Source organism: Synechococcus sp. WC101 (genome assembly GCF_047461555.1).
Classification (GTDB): Bacteria; Cyanobacteriota; Cyanobacteriia; order Thermostichales; family Thermostichaceae; genus Thermostichus.
Genome location: NZ_JANSHG010000053.1, coordinates 1 through 14,227 on the forward strand (window position 1 = coordinate 1; position 14,227 = coordinate 14,227).

Genomic DNA, 14,227 nt, shown 5'->3' on the forward strand with positions numbered 1-14,227 from the left:
GATCTGGCCCCAGCCCTGCCCCTTTCAGTTGTTTGAAAAAGGCCACGTTGCTGTCGCCGTTCAAGCTGTTGTAGATCACACCGCCATTGGGAAGAGCGGCCCGGATCTTGCTGATGATGGGGGTAACTTCTGTGCTGCCCAAAGGCAGATAGTCTTCACCCACCACTTTGCCCCCCAGGGCTTCCAACTGGGCCTTGATGATGGTGTTGGCCGTGCGGGGGAACACGTAGTCGGATCCCACCAGGAAGAACTCTTTGCCCTTGTTCTTGAGCAGCCATTCCACCGAAGGCTCGATCTGCTGGTTGGGGGCAGCGCCGGTGTAGAAGATGTTTTTGGAGCACTCTTGTCCTTCGTACTGCACGGGATACCAGAGCAGGTGCTGCTTGGATTCAAACACCGGCAACACGGCTTTGCGACTGGCCGAAGTCCAGCAGCCGAATACCGTTGCCACCTTGTCCACATCGATCAATTTGGTGGCTTTCTCGGCAAAGGTTGGCCAATCGGAAGCCCCATCCTCGATAATCGGCTCGATCTGCTTGCCCAAAACCCCACCGGCGGCATTGATCTCTTTGATGGCCAGCTTTTCCGCATCCACCACGCTGGTTTCCGAAATGGCCATGGTGCCGCTGAGGGAGTGCAAAATGCCAACGCGAATGGTCTCTCCCTGGGCGTAGGCGGGCACGGATCGCTTCACCCAGATCTGCGGCCCCAGGGCCGCCCCGGCTCCAGCCAGAGCGCCCATTTTCAGCACTTGACGACGATTAAAAGATTGAGCCATCGGTGATCTCCGAAACGAAGTGAGTGCAAAGGGTGTTAAGAAGTCCAGTTGTTGCAGCAGCCCGGCCAACAGAGGGAAGCACTTAGCTCATCACCTCGCCCATGTGTTAAATTTGCCCAACTGCAGTCGGCTGAGGCTTTCACCGAATGCCTTCCCAACATCAACAGAGGAAAAGGCTAATCCTGCAGTCGAGAAAGCGTCGTGCGTCCCTGTTGCCTTAACGTGTTCCATCAAACCCATTCGGCCCGGAGAGAATTGTATCGTGGGATACCTTTTCCCAGAATCCGAGCCCTTTCCCCGCAGGCTGCAGGCAGAGGCAGGGATCCCTTGCTCCCGGCATAATAGGGGTTCTGGGGTGGAGAATTAACAGCCTATGGTGCAGCAGGCCGGCTATGGATCTTGGCGATCCCCGATTACCGCTGACCTGGTGGTGACGGGATCCCTGCGCTTGGGACAGGTAGTTTGGGATGGAGGGGATCTCTACTGGACGGAGGGTCGCCCACAAGAGAAGGGGCGAAACGTGCTGATGCGGCGCTCTGCCGACGGGATCCTGGTGGAGCTGACACCGGCACCTTTCAATGTGCGGACACGAGTGCATGAGTATGGGGGTGGAGCTTATTGGGTGTCGGCAGGGGTAGTGTATTTTTGCAACTTCGCTGACCAACGGCTCTACCGCCTGCTGCCGGGTTCGGATCCCCAGCCCCTGACGGAAGCAGGCCCCTATCGCTATGCAGATGGGGTGGTGGATCGGGCGCGTGGACGCATCCTCTGTGTGCGGGAAGATCACAGCCGCCAGGGAGAGCCGGAAAACAGCCTTGTCTCGATTGACTTAGCAAGTGGATCCCAGCAGATTTTGGCTTCTGGGCACGACTTCTACGCCAGCCCGCGCCTCAGTCCAGACGGCCAGACCTTGGTATGGCTGACCTGGGATCACCCCCAGATGCCCTGGGATGGGACGGAACTGTGGCGAGCAGAGGTGGCAGCAGATGGCACTCTGGGAGAGCCCCAAAAGCTAGCCGGTGGCCCTGCCGAGTCGATCTTCCAGCCCCAGTGGTCACCGGAGGGGGATCTCTACTTTGTTTCGGATCGCAGCGGCTGGTGGAACCTCTACCGCTGGGATCCCCAGGGCCCCCTTCCCCTCTGCCCTGTGGAAGCCGAGTTTGGAGAACCCCAGTGGGTGTTTGGCTTGAGCACTTACGGCTTTTGTGAGGACGGGCGGATCCTGGCCATCTATCGCCAAGAGGGGCTCTGCCACCTGGCGCTTTTGGATCCCCGTTCAGGAGAGCTTCAGGAGATCCCCTTGTCCTACACCGAGCTGCACAACCTCCAAGTTAGCGGCGAAAAAGCTGCCTTTCTGGCCGCCTCCCCTAGCGAAGCCCCTGCCCTAGTCTGCTTGCATTTGCCGTCTAGACAGCTGGAGGTGGTGGCCCGCTCCAGCCATGTGGCAGTCAATCCAGAGTATTTGTCGATCCCCGAACTCATCGCCTTTCCCACCTCAGGCGGGGCAGTGGCCTACGGCTTCTTCTATCCTCCCAAGAACCCCGACTTCGTGGCCCCTGCCGGCGAGAAGCCGCCTCTTTTGGTCAAAAGCCACGGTGGGCCCACAGGGGCAACGGCAGCTGTACTCGATCTCGGAATCCAGTACTGGACCAGTCGCGGGATTGCCGTTTTGGATGTCAACTACCGCGGCAGCAGCGGCTATGGACGGGCCTATCGGGAGGCCCTCAAGGGCCAATGGGGCCGGGTGGACGTGGAAGATTGCATCGCTGGGGCCAAGTTTCTGGCCCAACAAGGCCGGGTGGACGGGGAGCGATTGCTCATTCGCGGCGGCAGCGCTGGCGGCTATACCACCCTGGCGGCTTTGACGTTTCACAACGTCTTTAAGGCCGGCGCTAGCTACTATGGCATCAGCGACCTGGAAGCGTTGGCCAAAGAGACCCACAAGTTCGAGTCGCACTACCTCGACAGCCTCATCGGCCCTTACCCGGAGCGGCAGGATCTCTACCGGGAACGCTCTCCCATCTACCACCTAGAGGACCTCAATTGCCCGGTTATCTTCTTTCAGGGCCTGGAAGACGCCATCGTCCCTCCCAACCAGGCGGAGAGGATGGTGGCTGCCCTACAGGCCAAAGGGATCCCAGTGGCCTACGTGCCTTTTGCTGGAGAGCAGCACGGCTTTCGCCAGGCAGCCAACCTCAAACGGGCCCTGGAGGCAGAGCTTTACTTCTATGCCCAGATCCTGGGGTTTCCCCTGGCAGAGCCCATCGAGCCAGTTGCGATCAAAAACTGGAGCGCTTCCCCTTGAGGACCGGCTCCCAGCCGGTAAGGAGCTCGAGACTTTGCCGTTGAGTATCGTAAAGGCATGGGGATCCCGAGGAGCAACCGAGGACGCTGGCGGCGATGGGTTGTTGGCGCTTTGGCAGCAGGCGGAGCGCTGAGCGGTGCCCTTTGGGGCTTTTACACCTGGGCAGAACCTGTCGAGATGGCGGCAGTGCCTCCAGCACCCCTGAGCTCGACTGCTGGCGCGGCCTTTTTGCGCGCCTACAAAGCCTTGCAGGCCGGCCAAGCCCAAGCGGCCCTGGAGGACTTGCAAGGCTTGGAAGAGAAGCTACCCGTTCTAACCGATGAGATTTGGAAGCTCAGGGCCCAGGCCTACGAAAAGCTGGGGGATCGAGAAACTGCCCAGAGGGTCTGGTGGCCCAAGATTTTGCAGGAGTACCCCCACAGTCCTGTAGCCGCCTATGCTCTTTGGGGAATAGGCCAGGTGGAGCAACTGGGGCAGCAATTTCCCACCCACCCCTTGACTGCTCGCGCCCTCAAGCACTTGCTGGAGCAGAATCCCAACCGCTATGACCTGCTGCGGGATTTGGCCCAACATCACCCGCAAACCCCTGGGTTAACGCCGCTGCTGGATCGCTGGCGGCAAGCCCAAGAGGGATCCCTCACGGCCTCCGACTGGCAGATCCTGGCCGATGCCTACTGGGAGCAAGGGGAGTACGGCAAAGCCGCCCGCGCCTACAGGTACGCCCCTGCCACCCCCCAGAACCTCTACCGCTGGGGCCGCAGCCACCAGATCTCGCGGGAGTTGCCCCAGGCGAGAGCGGCTTACCAAGCGCTGCTGGCTCAATTTCCCGACGCCGCCGAAGCCTCCCTCACCCGGCGCCGCCTGGCCGAGCTGAGCGACCTGCCGACGGCAATCGAGCTGCTTCGCCAGGTGGGATCCGGCTCGGATAGAGAAGCTCCAGAAGCGTTGCTCAGCCTCAGCCAACTGTATGACCGCAACGGCAGCCCGCAATCGGCCCAGGCGGTGCGGCAGACCCTTTGGGAGCGCTTCCCAGTCAGCGAAGCCGCGGCCACCGCCGCCTGGACGGTGGCTTGGCGCCAGGCGCAAACGGGCAATCTCAGCCAAGCCATTGCTCTAGCCCAGCAGATTGGCTTGGCCCAGCGGGATACGGAAATGGGGGCGCAACTGCTCTACTGGGCCGGCAAATGGCGGGAACGGCTGGGGGAGGTGGCTGCGGCGCGGCAAACCTATCAGCAGGTGCTGCGGCAGTTTCCCCACACCTACTACGCCTGGCGGGCGGCGGCGCAACTGGGCTGGCCAGTAGGAGATTTCTCCAGCGGCCGCCAAAGGGTTGAGGTGGATTTCCAGCCGGTTCGCCAACCTCTGCCTGCTGTTTCCGAGGCTACCCAGACCCTGCATTTGCTCGGCGCTAGCCAACTGGCCTGGGAGCGCTGGCAGGGGGAAATGGCTTTGCAGAAACGGGATGCGGGCCAGATGAGTGTGGCCGAGCGCTTTGCAAGTGGCATTTTGCGCAACAACGCCGGCGAGCACCTGCGGGGCATCAACCAGGTGGCTGCCCTGCGCTTTAGCGCCGAGCCCGACCCGCTGTTGCCGACCCTGAGACAGCGCCAGGATTTCTGGCAGGCCATCTACCCGCTGCACTACTACGCCAGCCCAGAAAACACCTGGGAAAGGGATCCCTACGCCCAGCCCGGCCTGGCCCGCTGGTCGCGGCAATTTAACCTCAATCCCTTGATGGTGGCGGCCCTGATCCGCCAGGAATCCCGCTTTGAGCCAGAGATCGTCTCGGCCTCGGGAGCGCTGGGCCTGATGCAGGTGATGCCTGCCACCGGCCGCTGGATTGCCCAAAAAATCGGCCTAGCCCAGTACAGCCTCACCAACCCCGCCGACAATCTTCACCTGGGATCCTGGTACTTCGACTACACCCACCGCACCTACCAAGACAACACCCTCCTGGCCCTGGCCAGCTACAACGGCGGCCCCGGCAACGTGGCCAGGTGGCTGAGCCGCTTCGGCTTTGAGGATCCCGATGAATTTGTGGAGCAGATCCCCTTCGCCGAAACCCGTGGCTATGTCAAGTCTGTCTTTGGCAACTACTGGAACTACTGGCAGCTCTACACCCAAGAGGGGCGCACCTTGGTCAGCCAGCGCCTGCAACCGCACCTGTCAAATGATTGACGTTCTCCCCAGCCCCAAGGGGCGGGAATTCTTTCTTGCTCATCGCGAGCTACGCAGACGTACCGGTGAGATTGCCACCGCACGCCTCCTTCTTTCCCCCCCGTATACGGAGGGATGAAAGAGGGCGCGGGGCCTGCGCCGCCAAGGTTTTGGTCAAACTAGTGTCCAACCTGAGCGAGAGGCTGGAGGGTAGCCTCCGGCGCGATCTGTTGGCCAGCAGGCTCACAGCTCTTCTAGAGCTAGCGTCGGGAGGAGGTCAGCCTTTCCCCCAGCAACTGCACCGAGTAGGCCGCCAGCCCCAAGCCCACCATGAAAAACATGAAGGCGATCAGGGAAACGGATCCCACCAGCAGGTAGCGCACCAGAATGCTGATCCCCCGCGCCAGGGATCCGCTTTCCAGGTCGATGGGCGGCAACTTGGCCAGCATCGAGAGCAGCAATTGTAGGAACCCATAGCCCAAACTGGCAGCAAAGGCAGCCCCCAAGAGGGCGCTGAGGGGATGGGGGGAGGACGGCATGGGGCAGCACCGGAAAACTCACCCTTATTGTAGGCTCCAGGTACAATATGAGCGTTTGTCCTGAGAACGAAATGATGGGGAGCGGGTCTGAAGCAGTTTCCCACTACGAAGTGTTGGGGGTTTCGGTGCTGGCGACGGCAGCGGAGATCAAGTCTGCCTATCGCCGTTTGGTCAAGTACCACCATCCCGACAGCCTGCTGGCCAAAAAAGACGGGGCTGCTGCTGAACGCATTCGCCAGATCAACGCCGCCTACGCGGTGCTCAAGGATCCGCAAGCCCGCCGCGAGTACGACCGACAACTGCGCGCTAGCTGGGCCTCGCGCCACCCTCAGCCGACGGGCTCCCCCTCGGAGACGGTCAGCCAGGAGGCTATTGCCCGCGAAGCCTGGATTCGGCAGGTCTACACTCCTCTGAACCGAGTTTTGGGGCCTTTACTGTCTTCTCTCAAGCCGCAGTTAAATGCCTTAGCGGCAGATCCTTTTGATCCCGATTTGCTGGAGGCCTTTGGCCTGTATCTGGAGGAGTGTACGCAGAAACTGGCCCAAGCTCAGCAGATCTTTCGCCGCCTTCCCAATCCCAGCAGCCTAGGGGGGGTGGCTTCTCGCCTCTACTATGCCCTCAACCACTTGGAAGATGCCCTGGAGGAGCTGAGCTATTTCCCGCTGAACTTTGACGATCGCCACCTGCACACTGGGCAAGAGCTGTTTCGGCGGGCGGAAGGGTTGCGTCGAGAAGCCATAGACACCTACGCCCAGAGTTCGCCCTAGCGAGACCCGCCGCCGGGTGGAGAGGGGCGGGAATCGTAGGGGGTGGGAATGTACTGCACGGAAGGACGGCCCATGCTGGCCTGGGGGTACAAGTCCATCAGGGCGTAGATCTGGGGCGGCAACTCGGTGGAGATGGGCAGGCCCAGCTCCCGCGCTTCTTCAGCCGTAATCGGGTAGTCGTGGGTCACCCGCCCGCTGGTCAGGGCCTGGATGAGGGGCTCGATGCGTTCGGGGGCAATTTTGCGCTTGGGCACATCGTCCTTGAGCAGCTCCCGCACAAAGTTCTGCACCTGGTGCATCGCCTTGCGGGCCAGATCTGCCAGGATCAGAGTCTGGTCGTCGATCTCGGCAATGGGCTTTTCCGCCACCACCTGCAGAATACTGGCCGCAGCATAGCCGCCCAACTGGGGATCCACCGGCCCCAGCACCGCATTGGCATCCATGACAATTTCATCGGCGGCCAAGGCCAGCATTGTCCCCCCCGACATGGCGTAGTGAGGCACGAAGACCGTCACTTTGGCCGGATGGCGGATCAAGGCGCGGGCAATTTGCTCCGTAGCCAGCACCAGGCCACCGGGGGTATGCAAAATCAAATCAATCGGGGTATTGGGTGGGGTAAGGCGAATTGCCCTCAACACCTGTTCGGAGTCCTCGATGCTGATGTAGCGGGAAACCGGGATCCCCAAAAAACTAATCGACTCCTGGCGGTGGATGAGCAAAATCACCCGGCTGCCCCGCTTCTGCTCCAACTCCCGGATCGCCAACAAACGGCGAAACTCCTGGGCGCGACGGTTCAACAGGGGTTGCAACGAGCTGAAGATCAAAAAAATCCAAAATAGGCTGCCCCAGTCCACTTTCGCGCCTCAAGCGGGATCCCTTTGCCTCCAGCATAGAGGATACGGAACCTCTGGTGATCTGCAGGCCTCACGCGTTGGGTTCAGACGCCGCAAAAAAGCGATCCAAGGCCCGCAGCAAATCCGGTACAGAAGTTTGGTTAATCCAGGAGCGAATGTAAGCCCGCTGCTCCGCCAAGTTTTCAAGACGGCCCAGCTTTTGCATGGCCAAAAGGCGGCTTTCTGCCTCGGCGCGGTTGATTTGTAAGTCCAGCCGCTGCTCCGGGGTGAGGGGATGCTCTGTCTGGGCCAACAGGTGATCGGCCACCATCAGGAACACCAGAGGCCCCGCCAGCTCCACCTGAGACTCGGCTTCCGGCTCAGAATCGGCCCCGGCGAGATCCTGGAGATCTTGAAAGAGATCCTGCCCCAGTTGCAGCAGCTCTTCTGCTGAGGCAGCCCGCAGCGCTGTCTCCGCAGCAGCCCGCAGCGGCTCTGGGGAAACCTTGTGGCGAGCGGCCAATTCTGCCAGGGCCTGTTCCCATTGATCCCGTTGGGCTTGCAACACAGCTTTCTCTTGCGGAGAAAAATCCAGCCGCTCCAGCAACACCTGCAAAGCCACAGCCCCCACCAACAGGGGCGGAAAGCGCAACAGGGTAGAGCCGGATCCCGCCTGCTCCAAAAAGGCTTCCAAATCGGGGCCGGATCCCCTGTCCAACAAATCCTGCAGGTAGGCCAGCACCTGCGGCGGCGAAGTCAGCCTCAGGATCCCTCGGGCCTGCGCCCGCAACTCTGCCGGGATCCCAAGGGTTTGCAATTGGGCTTCCGCCCGCGCTTGCGCTTCCGCAATCACCTCTGGCAAATCCGCCGTCGCCTGACCGGCCTGTAAGAGAACCTGGCTGGTGTCCTGCAGCAAGCTGGCCGCCTCCACAAACAGCAGCAACTGAGGGATCCGCAGCGTCGGCAAGACCATGTTAACTAAGCCTCAGATCCGCAGCGGATCCCGCAGATTCTGGATCGGCTGGCGCAGCGGAACGGGTTGGCCCGTTGGGCTTGTGCCAGTGCAGGCCAATCAGCGCGTCGTACAAAAAGCTCCAAAACTCCCCTCTCTCCCAGATCCCCAGCGTTTGCTGGCAGTTACGCGCGTCCAGCTCAGGTTTGGCCGCCCAGTAGGCCGCCTGATACTTGTACCAGGGAACCGAGGGCCAGAGATGGTGGATCAAGTGATAGTTTTGCCCCAGCAGCAGAATATTGGTCAGCCAGCCAGGGTAAACCCTGGCGTTGTACCACCGCTCTTGGGATTGAAAAGGGCGATGGGGCAGATAGTCGAAAAACAGGCCCAACAAGAAGCCCATAATAAAGGCGGGGGGCAGCCAATAGTTCATGATGTAGTCGGTGTAGCCAAAGTGAATGGCCAGCGCAAACGTTAGGATCACCACCAGCCGACTCAGCCCCCATTGCAGCAGATCCCAGCGACCTTTGCGCCAGAGCTGCCGCTTGAAGAAAAACACCTCATGGTAGAAAAAGCGCGGCGCAATTAGCCACAGCGGCCCGCCCGTAGACACATAGTGATCGGGATCGTCTTCGGGATGGTTGACGTGGGCATGGTGTTGCATGTGCACCCGCTTAAAGACCGGATAGACAAAGCCCTGTAACAGGGCAGAGCCATGGCCCAGCGCCTCGTTTAAAAAGCGGTTGCGGTGGGCCGAGCCGTGCGAGGCATCGTGGATCACTGTGCCCAGAACATACAGGGCGACAAAATTCAGCCAAAACACCAGCCAGCGGGGCCAATGCCAAAAGGCGTACCCGCCAAAGCAAGAGGCCGAAAGCGCCACCGCCGCCAAAAACATCAGCAGGGTGGGATTCCAAAATTCTGGCGGCGGCCCCAACAGCTCACGGGGTAACGCAAAAGGCTTGGGATCCGGTTGCGGAGTCGCAGCAGCAGTCATCGGCAGCCATCCTTGGGTGTGCACAGCGCAGACGGTGAGGATGGATTAAGGCAACAAAGCCAGGTCATCACCTCAAAAGCGGGGGAAGAGAACAATTTGTTAACTTTCGTTAGTATACGGCAGAGAGCTGCTCCCCTCGTTGGCCCAGGCCGGATTTTTCTTGCCAACTCCAGCCCGTCTCGACCGTTCCCGGCGAGGGGTAGATCGGCCATGAGGCCAGAAGAAGCCACAGTGTGAGGTTTTGTTGCGGCCTCTGTTGCAATTCATGTGGGGATCCCTTTGGGAGTTGCGGAATGGGGGTAATCTAGGGGGCGGTTAACCTGAGCTGAGGAGGAAAACCATGCTGCCCATTGTTGCGCCGTTGGCTATGACTGCCCAAACCAGCCCTTGGTCTCCCCTGAGCGCGGTGATTATCCTGCTCTGCACAGGGCTGGCCTACCTAAGCTTCAAGTCCTCTTCGGGTGTGGCTTCAGAAACCGGGCCTGTGTTGGGGATGACCTGGCCGGAAGTGCTGGGGGTCGCCAGCTTCGGCCATCTGCTGGGCGTGGGGGTGATCTTGGGCCTCTCCAATATGGGGGTTCTCTGAGGCATTTTCCGTTTACATTTCTTGACCTTAGCGGGAATCTCCGCCCGGCAATGTTAAACTCTCTATCAATCCTGAAAAAGAGCAGTTTCTCCAGCTCCACTTCCTTCTTGTCGAGGTTTGTTGTCATGCCTGCGATGATGCTCCTGGCGGCTTTGCCAGAAGGCTATGAGTTGTTCGATCCCCTGATCGACATTTTGCCGATTATCCCCGTTTTGTTTTTCCTGCTGGCTTTTGTTTGGCAGGCGGCGGTGGGCTTTAAGTGAAGCCCTCGGAATCTGCGATTGGCAACTACGGACTTTGGGACTGCTTTTGCTTACCCCTCTTGTTCTGGCGGGGGGGGGTAGTTTTAGTTGGGGCAGGTTTGGGGCAGGCCGCTGCGCCGCAGGGCTGATTCTCTGCCTTGCAAAGCTGAGACTGGCTGGCTGGGGTTCAGGGCTCGCGGTCGAGGGCGCCGGTAATCCAGAGCACCCCTGCCAAGCAGACGAAGTGGGCAAAGGTAACGTTGATATTGGCAGCCAGCAGCAGCACTCCTGCCGTCTGGGTGCTCAGCGTGCGGGTAAACAGCCGCACCAGCAGCTCTCCCACCTGCGCCTCCATAGCGATGAGGGCCAAGAAAGCGCCGGTCAGGCTGACATAGGTAACCCATTGCAACTGCTTGGGCAGATCCAACTGGCTTGGGGTAGCGGCGGATACTGAGCAGCGCTCCGCCTGGAGCAGGTAGCGCCAGTTAAAGAAGAGACCGGCTGCCAGGGTTAGAAGGGTAAACAGGGTAAACCAGAAGGCGATAAAGGCCCCCGTCGAGTCGTCGCGATAGAGGGTATTCTGGCCAACCAAAAATCCCAGCCAGAGCAGCAGAGCTGTTGCCCCCAGAACCCCCTGAAACCAGAACCCGAAGCGGCGCGTCAGGCGCAAGCGAGACTTCATGCGCTCGACAGCCACCCGTACTGACGGCGACATAGGCTCGTTCATCGCTCTCCCCCCGCTCTCTACGGACGAGCACTGACCTCCGCTTCCAGCCTACCGCTATCTTCCGTCCTCCGTCACATCCAGGCCAAAGCGCTGCAGGGGATCCAAGGGGGGTTAGGGTTTGGGGCTAGGGCTCACGCTGGGATCCCCGCTTTGCAGGCGCAGGATTTCGGCTTCGATGCGATGTCGGAGGGTTTTGCCTTCTTCGGAGCGAATCCACAAGGTAATGCGGTTGTATTCGGGCACGGTCATGCCGTGGCGGGTGATGATCTCGGTGGCGGTGCGAATGAACTCCCGCCGGATTTGATCTTTGCTGGCCGGATCCGCGGTGGCCTGGGAGCGCTGCTGGGCCTGTTGTCGGTGGGGCTCCATCTCCAGGACGATGCGGGCGTACTTGGCGACCTGTTCATCGGTCAAAACCAGAGAGGTGGCCGGGGTTTGGGCTACGGCAAGGGAAATGCCCAAGACAGGGATCCAAGTACAGGCCCAGATCAGGCCCACCAGCCCTTTTTGGGCCAAGTTGGGCATGGAGAATGCTGTCCACCGTCTCCGACTTGCTTGACCTGACACCGCTGCTATCTCCCCACCCGATAACTGGTCTTCAACAGGGTTGCTGGCGCTTTTGGGATCCTCCCTACTTTGGTGTAGCTCTCGCCTTTACCCAGCTTCAACCCACTCCGGGTATAGGCTCTGATGCTATCTGTTTTTCCCGGCAAAAGGCCAGGGATCCCAGAGCCTGTTCTTTATTTGACTGAAAAGCGGCCTTGAGGTTCCTGGTGCGGCCTTTCCATCTCTTTCCTGCCCATCTCGACGGCCCAGGGGGAGTGGCCTCTGGGATAATGGGGGTAGATGCTCGTTGTTGCCTCTATGAACTTGGAACGTCGCCCGGTTTTCCCGTTTACCGCCATTGTCGGCCAGGAGGAGATGAAGTTGGCCCTGCTCCTCAACGTCATCGATCCCCGCATCGGCGGGGTGCTGATCATGGGGGATCGCGGCACGGGCAAGTCCACCACCATCCGCGCCTTGGCCGATCTGCTGCCCCAGATCGAGGTTGTCAAGGGGGATCCGTTCAACAGCCACCCGCGGCAGCGGGATCTGATGAGCGACCAGGTGTGGGAGCGCCTGCAGGCGGGGGAAACCCTGGAAACCACCTGGATCCAGGTGCCGATGGTGGATCTGCCCCTGGGAGCCACGGAAGACCGGGTCTGCGGCACTCTCGACATCGAGCGCGCCTTGTCTCAGGGGGTGAAGGCTTTTGAGCCGGGGCTCTTGGCCAAGGCCAACCGCGGCATCCTCTACGTGGACGAGGTCAACCTCCTGGACGACCACCTGGTGGATGTCTTGCTGGATGCGGCGGCCTCTGGCTGGAACACGGTGGAGCGGGAAGGGATTTCCATTCGCCACCCGGCCCGCTTTGTCCTGGTGGGATCCGGCAACCCTGAAGAGGGAGAATTGCGACCCCAACTCTTGGATCGCTTCGGCATGTTTGTCCGCATCGAGACGGTGCGGGATCCGGCCCTGCGAGTGCAGATCGTGGAGGAGCGCAGCCAGTTCGACGCCGACCCCCAGGCTTTTCTGGCCAAATACGCCGAGGCCCAGCAGCGCCTGCGGGAGCGCATTGAAAAGGCCCAGCACCTCTTGCCGACTGTGATGGTGGATCCTGAGTTGCGCCTGAAGATCTCCGGCGTGTGTGCGGCGCTGGAGGTGGATGGGCTGCGGGGCGATATCGTCACCAACCGGGCAGCCAAGGCGTTGGCAGCTCTGGAGGGGCGCAGCGAGGTCACCGTTGCCGATATTCGCCGGGTCATCAGCTTGTGTTTGCGCCACCGCCTGCGCAAGGATCCGCTGGAAACCATCGACTCCGGCTACAAGGTCGAGAAGGCCTTTAGCGAGGTGTTTCAGGTGAGCCTGGAGAGCGCCGCTTAGCTCTCACCCCCAGCCCCTCTCCCCCTGGGAGAGGGGAGCTAGGCAAATAGGGCTTCCAGTTTGTCGGCGATGGCGGCAACCCAGGCCCGCTCCTGGCGGCTGAAGCTGCGCGGCCTGTCGCTGCCCAAAATGAGCCATCCCCTCTGGCCGATGGGCTGGCAGAGAACTGCCTGGGATCCGGGGGGCAACAGGCCGTCGAACTCGGCGCGGGCGGGGAAAAATCTCAGATCCCCCAGGTAGAGGGGCTGACGTGTCTCCAATACCTGCTGCAGGGTGCCCTGAAGCTGCAGGGAGGGCAAGTGGCCGGGGCTGGCCAGGATCCCCCGCTGCAGCAGGGTGCGCCCCTCCACCCAGATCACCACGGTGCGGGCGGCGGTGGTGCTGAGCAGGGTGTGGGAAGCCCAGGCCAGCTCCAGTTTTTCCCTCTCGGACAGAGCCGGGTGCCAGTCGCAACCTGGACTTCCCTGCAGGGGGGCAGCCTGGGGAGGACGCGGCTGGATCTGCTGCCACAGCAGGCCGGTCAAGATCAAAACAGCGCTGAGGAGGATCCCCAAGGCGTCGGAGCGGGACTGGCTGGCCAGCAACTCCGGCGTAAACAGCAGGCGATTGGCCAGCACAAGGACGCTGCCCAGAAGGCCGGTCACCAAAGGCAGCCGCCTCAGCCAGCGATTGGGATCCCGGGAAGCCGGAGTGGATTTAACCCTCAAAGCAGGCAGACGTCTCTCAGAGTGCCCAGTAAACCCAGTCTAGAGCTATCCAAGGCGTCAGAGGCGGCTCCAGATGCCGAGGCGCTCTTGGCGGGCTCTTTTTTGCAGGCCACCGAAGTAGCTGTCGTATTTGATGTTGTGGCTGTAGGGAGCGATGCGGGCCAGGCCGTTGCGCACCAGCATAGCGTTCATCTGCTGGCCCTCCAGCCAGACGTAGGCCTCCACCAAGCCGGTGGCATCCACATTGCGCAGCAGCTTATCCCCTTCCAGCTTGACGGTGCGGTGCAGGATGCGCTCCCGCATCAGCTCAATTGCTTGCTGGTAAAAGGGATCCTCCTCCGGGCTAAGACCTTGGATCCCGGCCAGGCGGATGAGGCGCAATTTCTGTTCCCCTTCGACCTGCACCACCAGCGTGTCACCGTTGACCACGCTCACCACCACTGCATCCGGGTAGCGATCAAAGTAGTGGTTGTCGAAGTAGAAGGGGGTATCGGGCACGACCCGCCGCTCCCCAAAGCCGTGGCCGGGCAGGGCCAAGAGCCATCCCAACACCGCAGAGCCAACAGCAATACGCCGGAACATGTCTTTCCCCCTTGCGGATAGCGGCTCCCCTCCCCCAGGGAGCGTTTGTCGGCAACACCTAAGGCGTAATGGTAGCGGCAACTGCCTGGAAGACAACCCCTTGCCAGGGATCCGATGGCCGGTTTGGGAGAT

General features: G+C 60.9%; 15 protein-coding genes. 6 read left to right on the forward strand and 9 right to left on the reverse strand.

Annotated elements, in window-relative coordinates:
* Positions 1–778: transporter substrate-binding protein (locus tag NW809_RS05360; protein WP_414401683.1), on the reverse strand; the 778-nt coding region annotated here is incomplete at its 3' end.
* Positions 779–1,151: 373 nt separating this feature from the next.
* On the opposite strand from NW809_RS05360, the gene NW809_RS05365 reads away from it, so the two are divergent.
* Together NW809_RS05365 and NW809_RS05370 are read left to right on the forward strand one after the other, a co-directional pair.
* Positions 1,152–3,083: a prolyl oligopeptidase family serine peptidase gene (locus tag NW809_RS05365; RefSeq protein ID WP_414401684.1), complete on the forward strand. Its 1,932-nt coding sequence runs from the start codon at positions 1,152–1,154 to the stop codon at positions 3,081–3,083.
* A 57-nt stretch (positions 3,084–3,140) separates the two neighbouring features.
* Positions 3,141–5,261 carry a transglycosylase SLT domain-containing protein gene (locus NW809_RS05370; RefSeq protein WP_414401685.1) on the forward strand — a complete coding sequence of 707 codons (2,121 nt, stop codon included), beginning with the start codon at positions 3,141–3,143 and terminating at the stop codon, positions 5,259–5,261.
* Between the two features lie 239 nt (positions 5,262–5,500).
* On the opposite strand, the gene NW809_RS05375 is transcribed toward NW809_RS05370, so the two are convergent.
* The gene (locus NW809_RS05375; RefSeq protein ID WP_011430747.1) at positions 5,501–5,779 is read right to left on the reverse strand and encodes a DUF3082 domain-containing protein; all 279 of its coding nucleotides are present in this window, start codon (positions 5,777–5,779) and stop codon (positions 5,501–5,503) included.
* A gap of 47 nt (positions 5,780–5,826) precedes the next feature.
* On the opposite strand from NW809_RS05375, the gene NW809_RS05380 reads away from it, so the two are divergent.
* Positions 5,827–6,546 (forward strand): J domain-containing protein, encoded by a 720-nt coding sequence (locus NW809_RS05380; protein ID WP_240527848.1) that lies wholly within the window; start codon positions 5,827–5,829, stop codon positions 6,544–6,546.
* On the opposite strand, the gene NW809_RS05385 is transcribed toward NW809_RS05380, so the two are convergent.
* The 3 genes from NW809_RS05385 to NW809_RS05395 all read right to left on the reverse strand — a co-directional run bounded on the left by NW809_RS05385 (position 6,543) and on the right by NW809_RS05395 (position 9,328).
* On the reverse strand, positions 6,543–7,400 hold the full coding sequence (locus tag NW809_RS05385) for an SDH family Clp fold serine proteinase (protein ID WP_414401686.1): 858 nt from the start codon (positions 7,398–7,400) through the stop codon (positions 6,543–6,545). The two genes, NW809_RS05380 and NW809_RS05385, sit on opposite strands and share 4 nt — an antisense overlap.
* A 70-nt stretch (positions 7,401–7,470) precedes the next feature.
* Complete coding sequence (locus tag NW809_RS05390; protein WP_099813051.1) at positions 7,471–8,352, reverse strand: hypothetical protein; 882 nt, start codon at positions 8,350–8,352, stop codon at positions 7,471–7,473.
* Between the two features lies 1 nt (position 8,353).
* Complete coding sequence (locus NW809_RS05395) at positions 8,354–9,328, reverse strand: fatty acid desaturase (RefSeq protein WP_011430751.1); 975 nt, start codon at positions 9,326–9,328, stop codon at positions 8,354–8,356.
* A 340-nt stretch (positions 9,329–9,668) separates the two neighbouring features.
* On the opposite strand from NW809_RS05395, the gene psaK reads away from it, so the two are divergent.
* Together psaK and NW809_RS05405 are read left to right on the forward strand one after the other, a co-directional pair.
* Entirely contained in the window at positions 9,669–9,914 is a 246-nt protein-coding gene (gene psaK, locus NW809_RS05400; protein ID WP_011430752.1) for a photosystem I reaction center subunit PsaK, read from the forward strand.
* A gap of 125 nt (positions 9,915–10,039) precedes the next feature.
* Entirely contained in the window at positions 10,040–10,177 is a 138-nt protein-coding gene (locus NW809_RS05405) for a photosystem II reaction center protein K (protein WP_011430753.1), read from the forward strand.
* 166 nt (positions 10,178–10,343) lie between these two features.
* Here the strand turns inward: NW809_RS05405 and NW809_RS05410 are convergent, their stop codons facing one another.
* A complete protein-coding gene (locus tag NW809_RS05410) occupies positions 10,344–10,883 on the reverse strand; it encodes a DUF3611 family protein (RefSeq protein ID WP_414401687.1) in 540 nt (179 codons plus the stop codon).
* Positions 10,884–10,994: 111 nt separating this feature from the next.
* Positions 10,995–11,408 carry a DUF4168 domain-containing protein gene (locus tag NW809_RS05415; protein ID WP_011430755.1) on the reverse strand — a complete coding sequence of 138 codons (414 nt, stop codon included), beginning with the start codon at positions 11,406–11,408 and terminating at the stop codon, positions 10,995–10,997.
* Positions 11,409–11,747: 339 nt separating this feature from the next.
* On the opposite strand from NW809_RS05415, the gene bchI reads away from it, so the two are divergent.
* Positions 11,748–12,806, forward strand: coding sequence for a magnesium chelatase ATPase subunit I (gene bchI, locus NW809_RS05420; protein ID WP_011430756.1), 1,059 nt, complete (start codon positions 11,748–11,750; stop codon positions 12,804–12,806).
* A 38-nt stretch (positions 12,807–12,844) separates the two neighbouring features.
* Here the strand turns inward: bchI and NW809_RS05425 are convergent, their stop codons facing one another.
* Together NW809_RS05425 and NW809_RS05430 are read right to left on the reverse strand one after the other, a co-directional pair.
* Positions 12,845–13,450, reverse strand: a complete 606-nt coding sequence (locus NW809_RS05425; RefSeq protein ID WP_414401688.1) for a cofactor assembly of complex C subunit B — start codon at positions 13,448–13,450, stop codon at positions 12,845–12,847.
* 120 nt (positions 13,451–13,570) lie between these two features.
* Positions 13,571–14,095, reverse strand: coding sequence for a thermonuclease family protein (locus NW809_RS05430; RefSeq protein ID WP_011430760.1), 525 nt, complete (start codon positions 14,093–14,095; stop codon positions 13,571–13,573).
* Positions 14,096–14,227 lie beyond the last annotated feature (132 nt).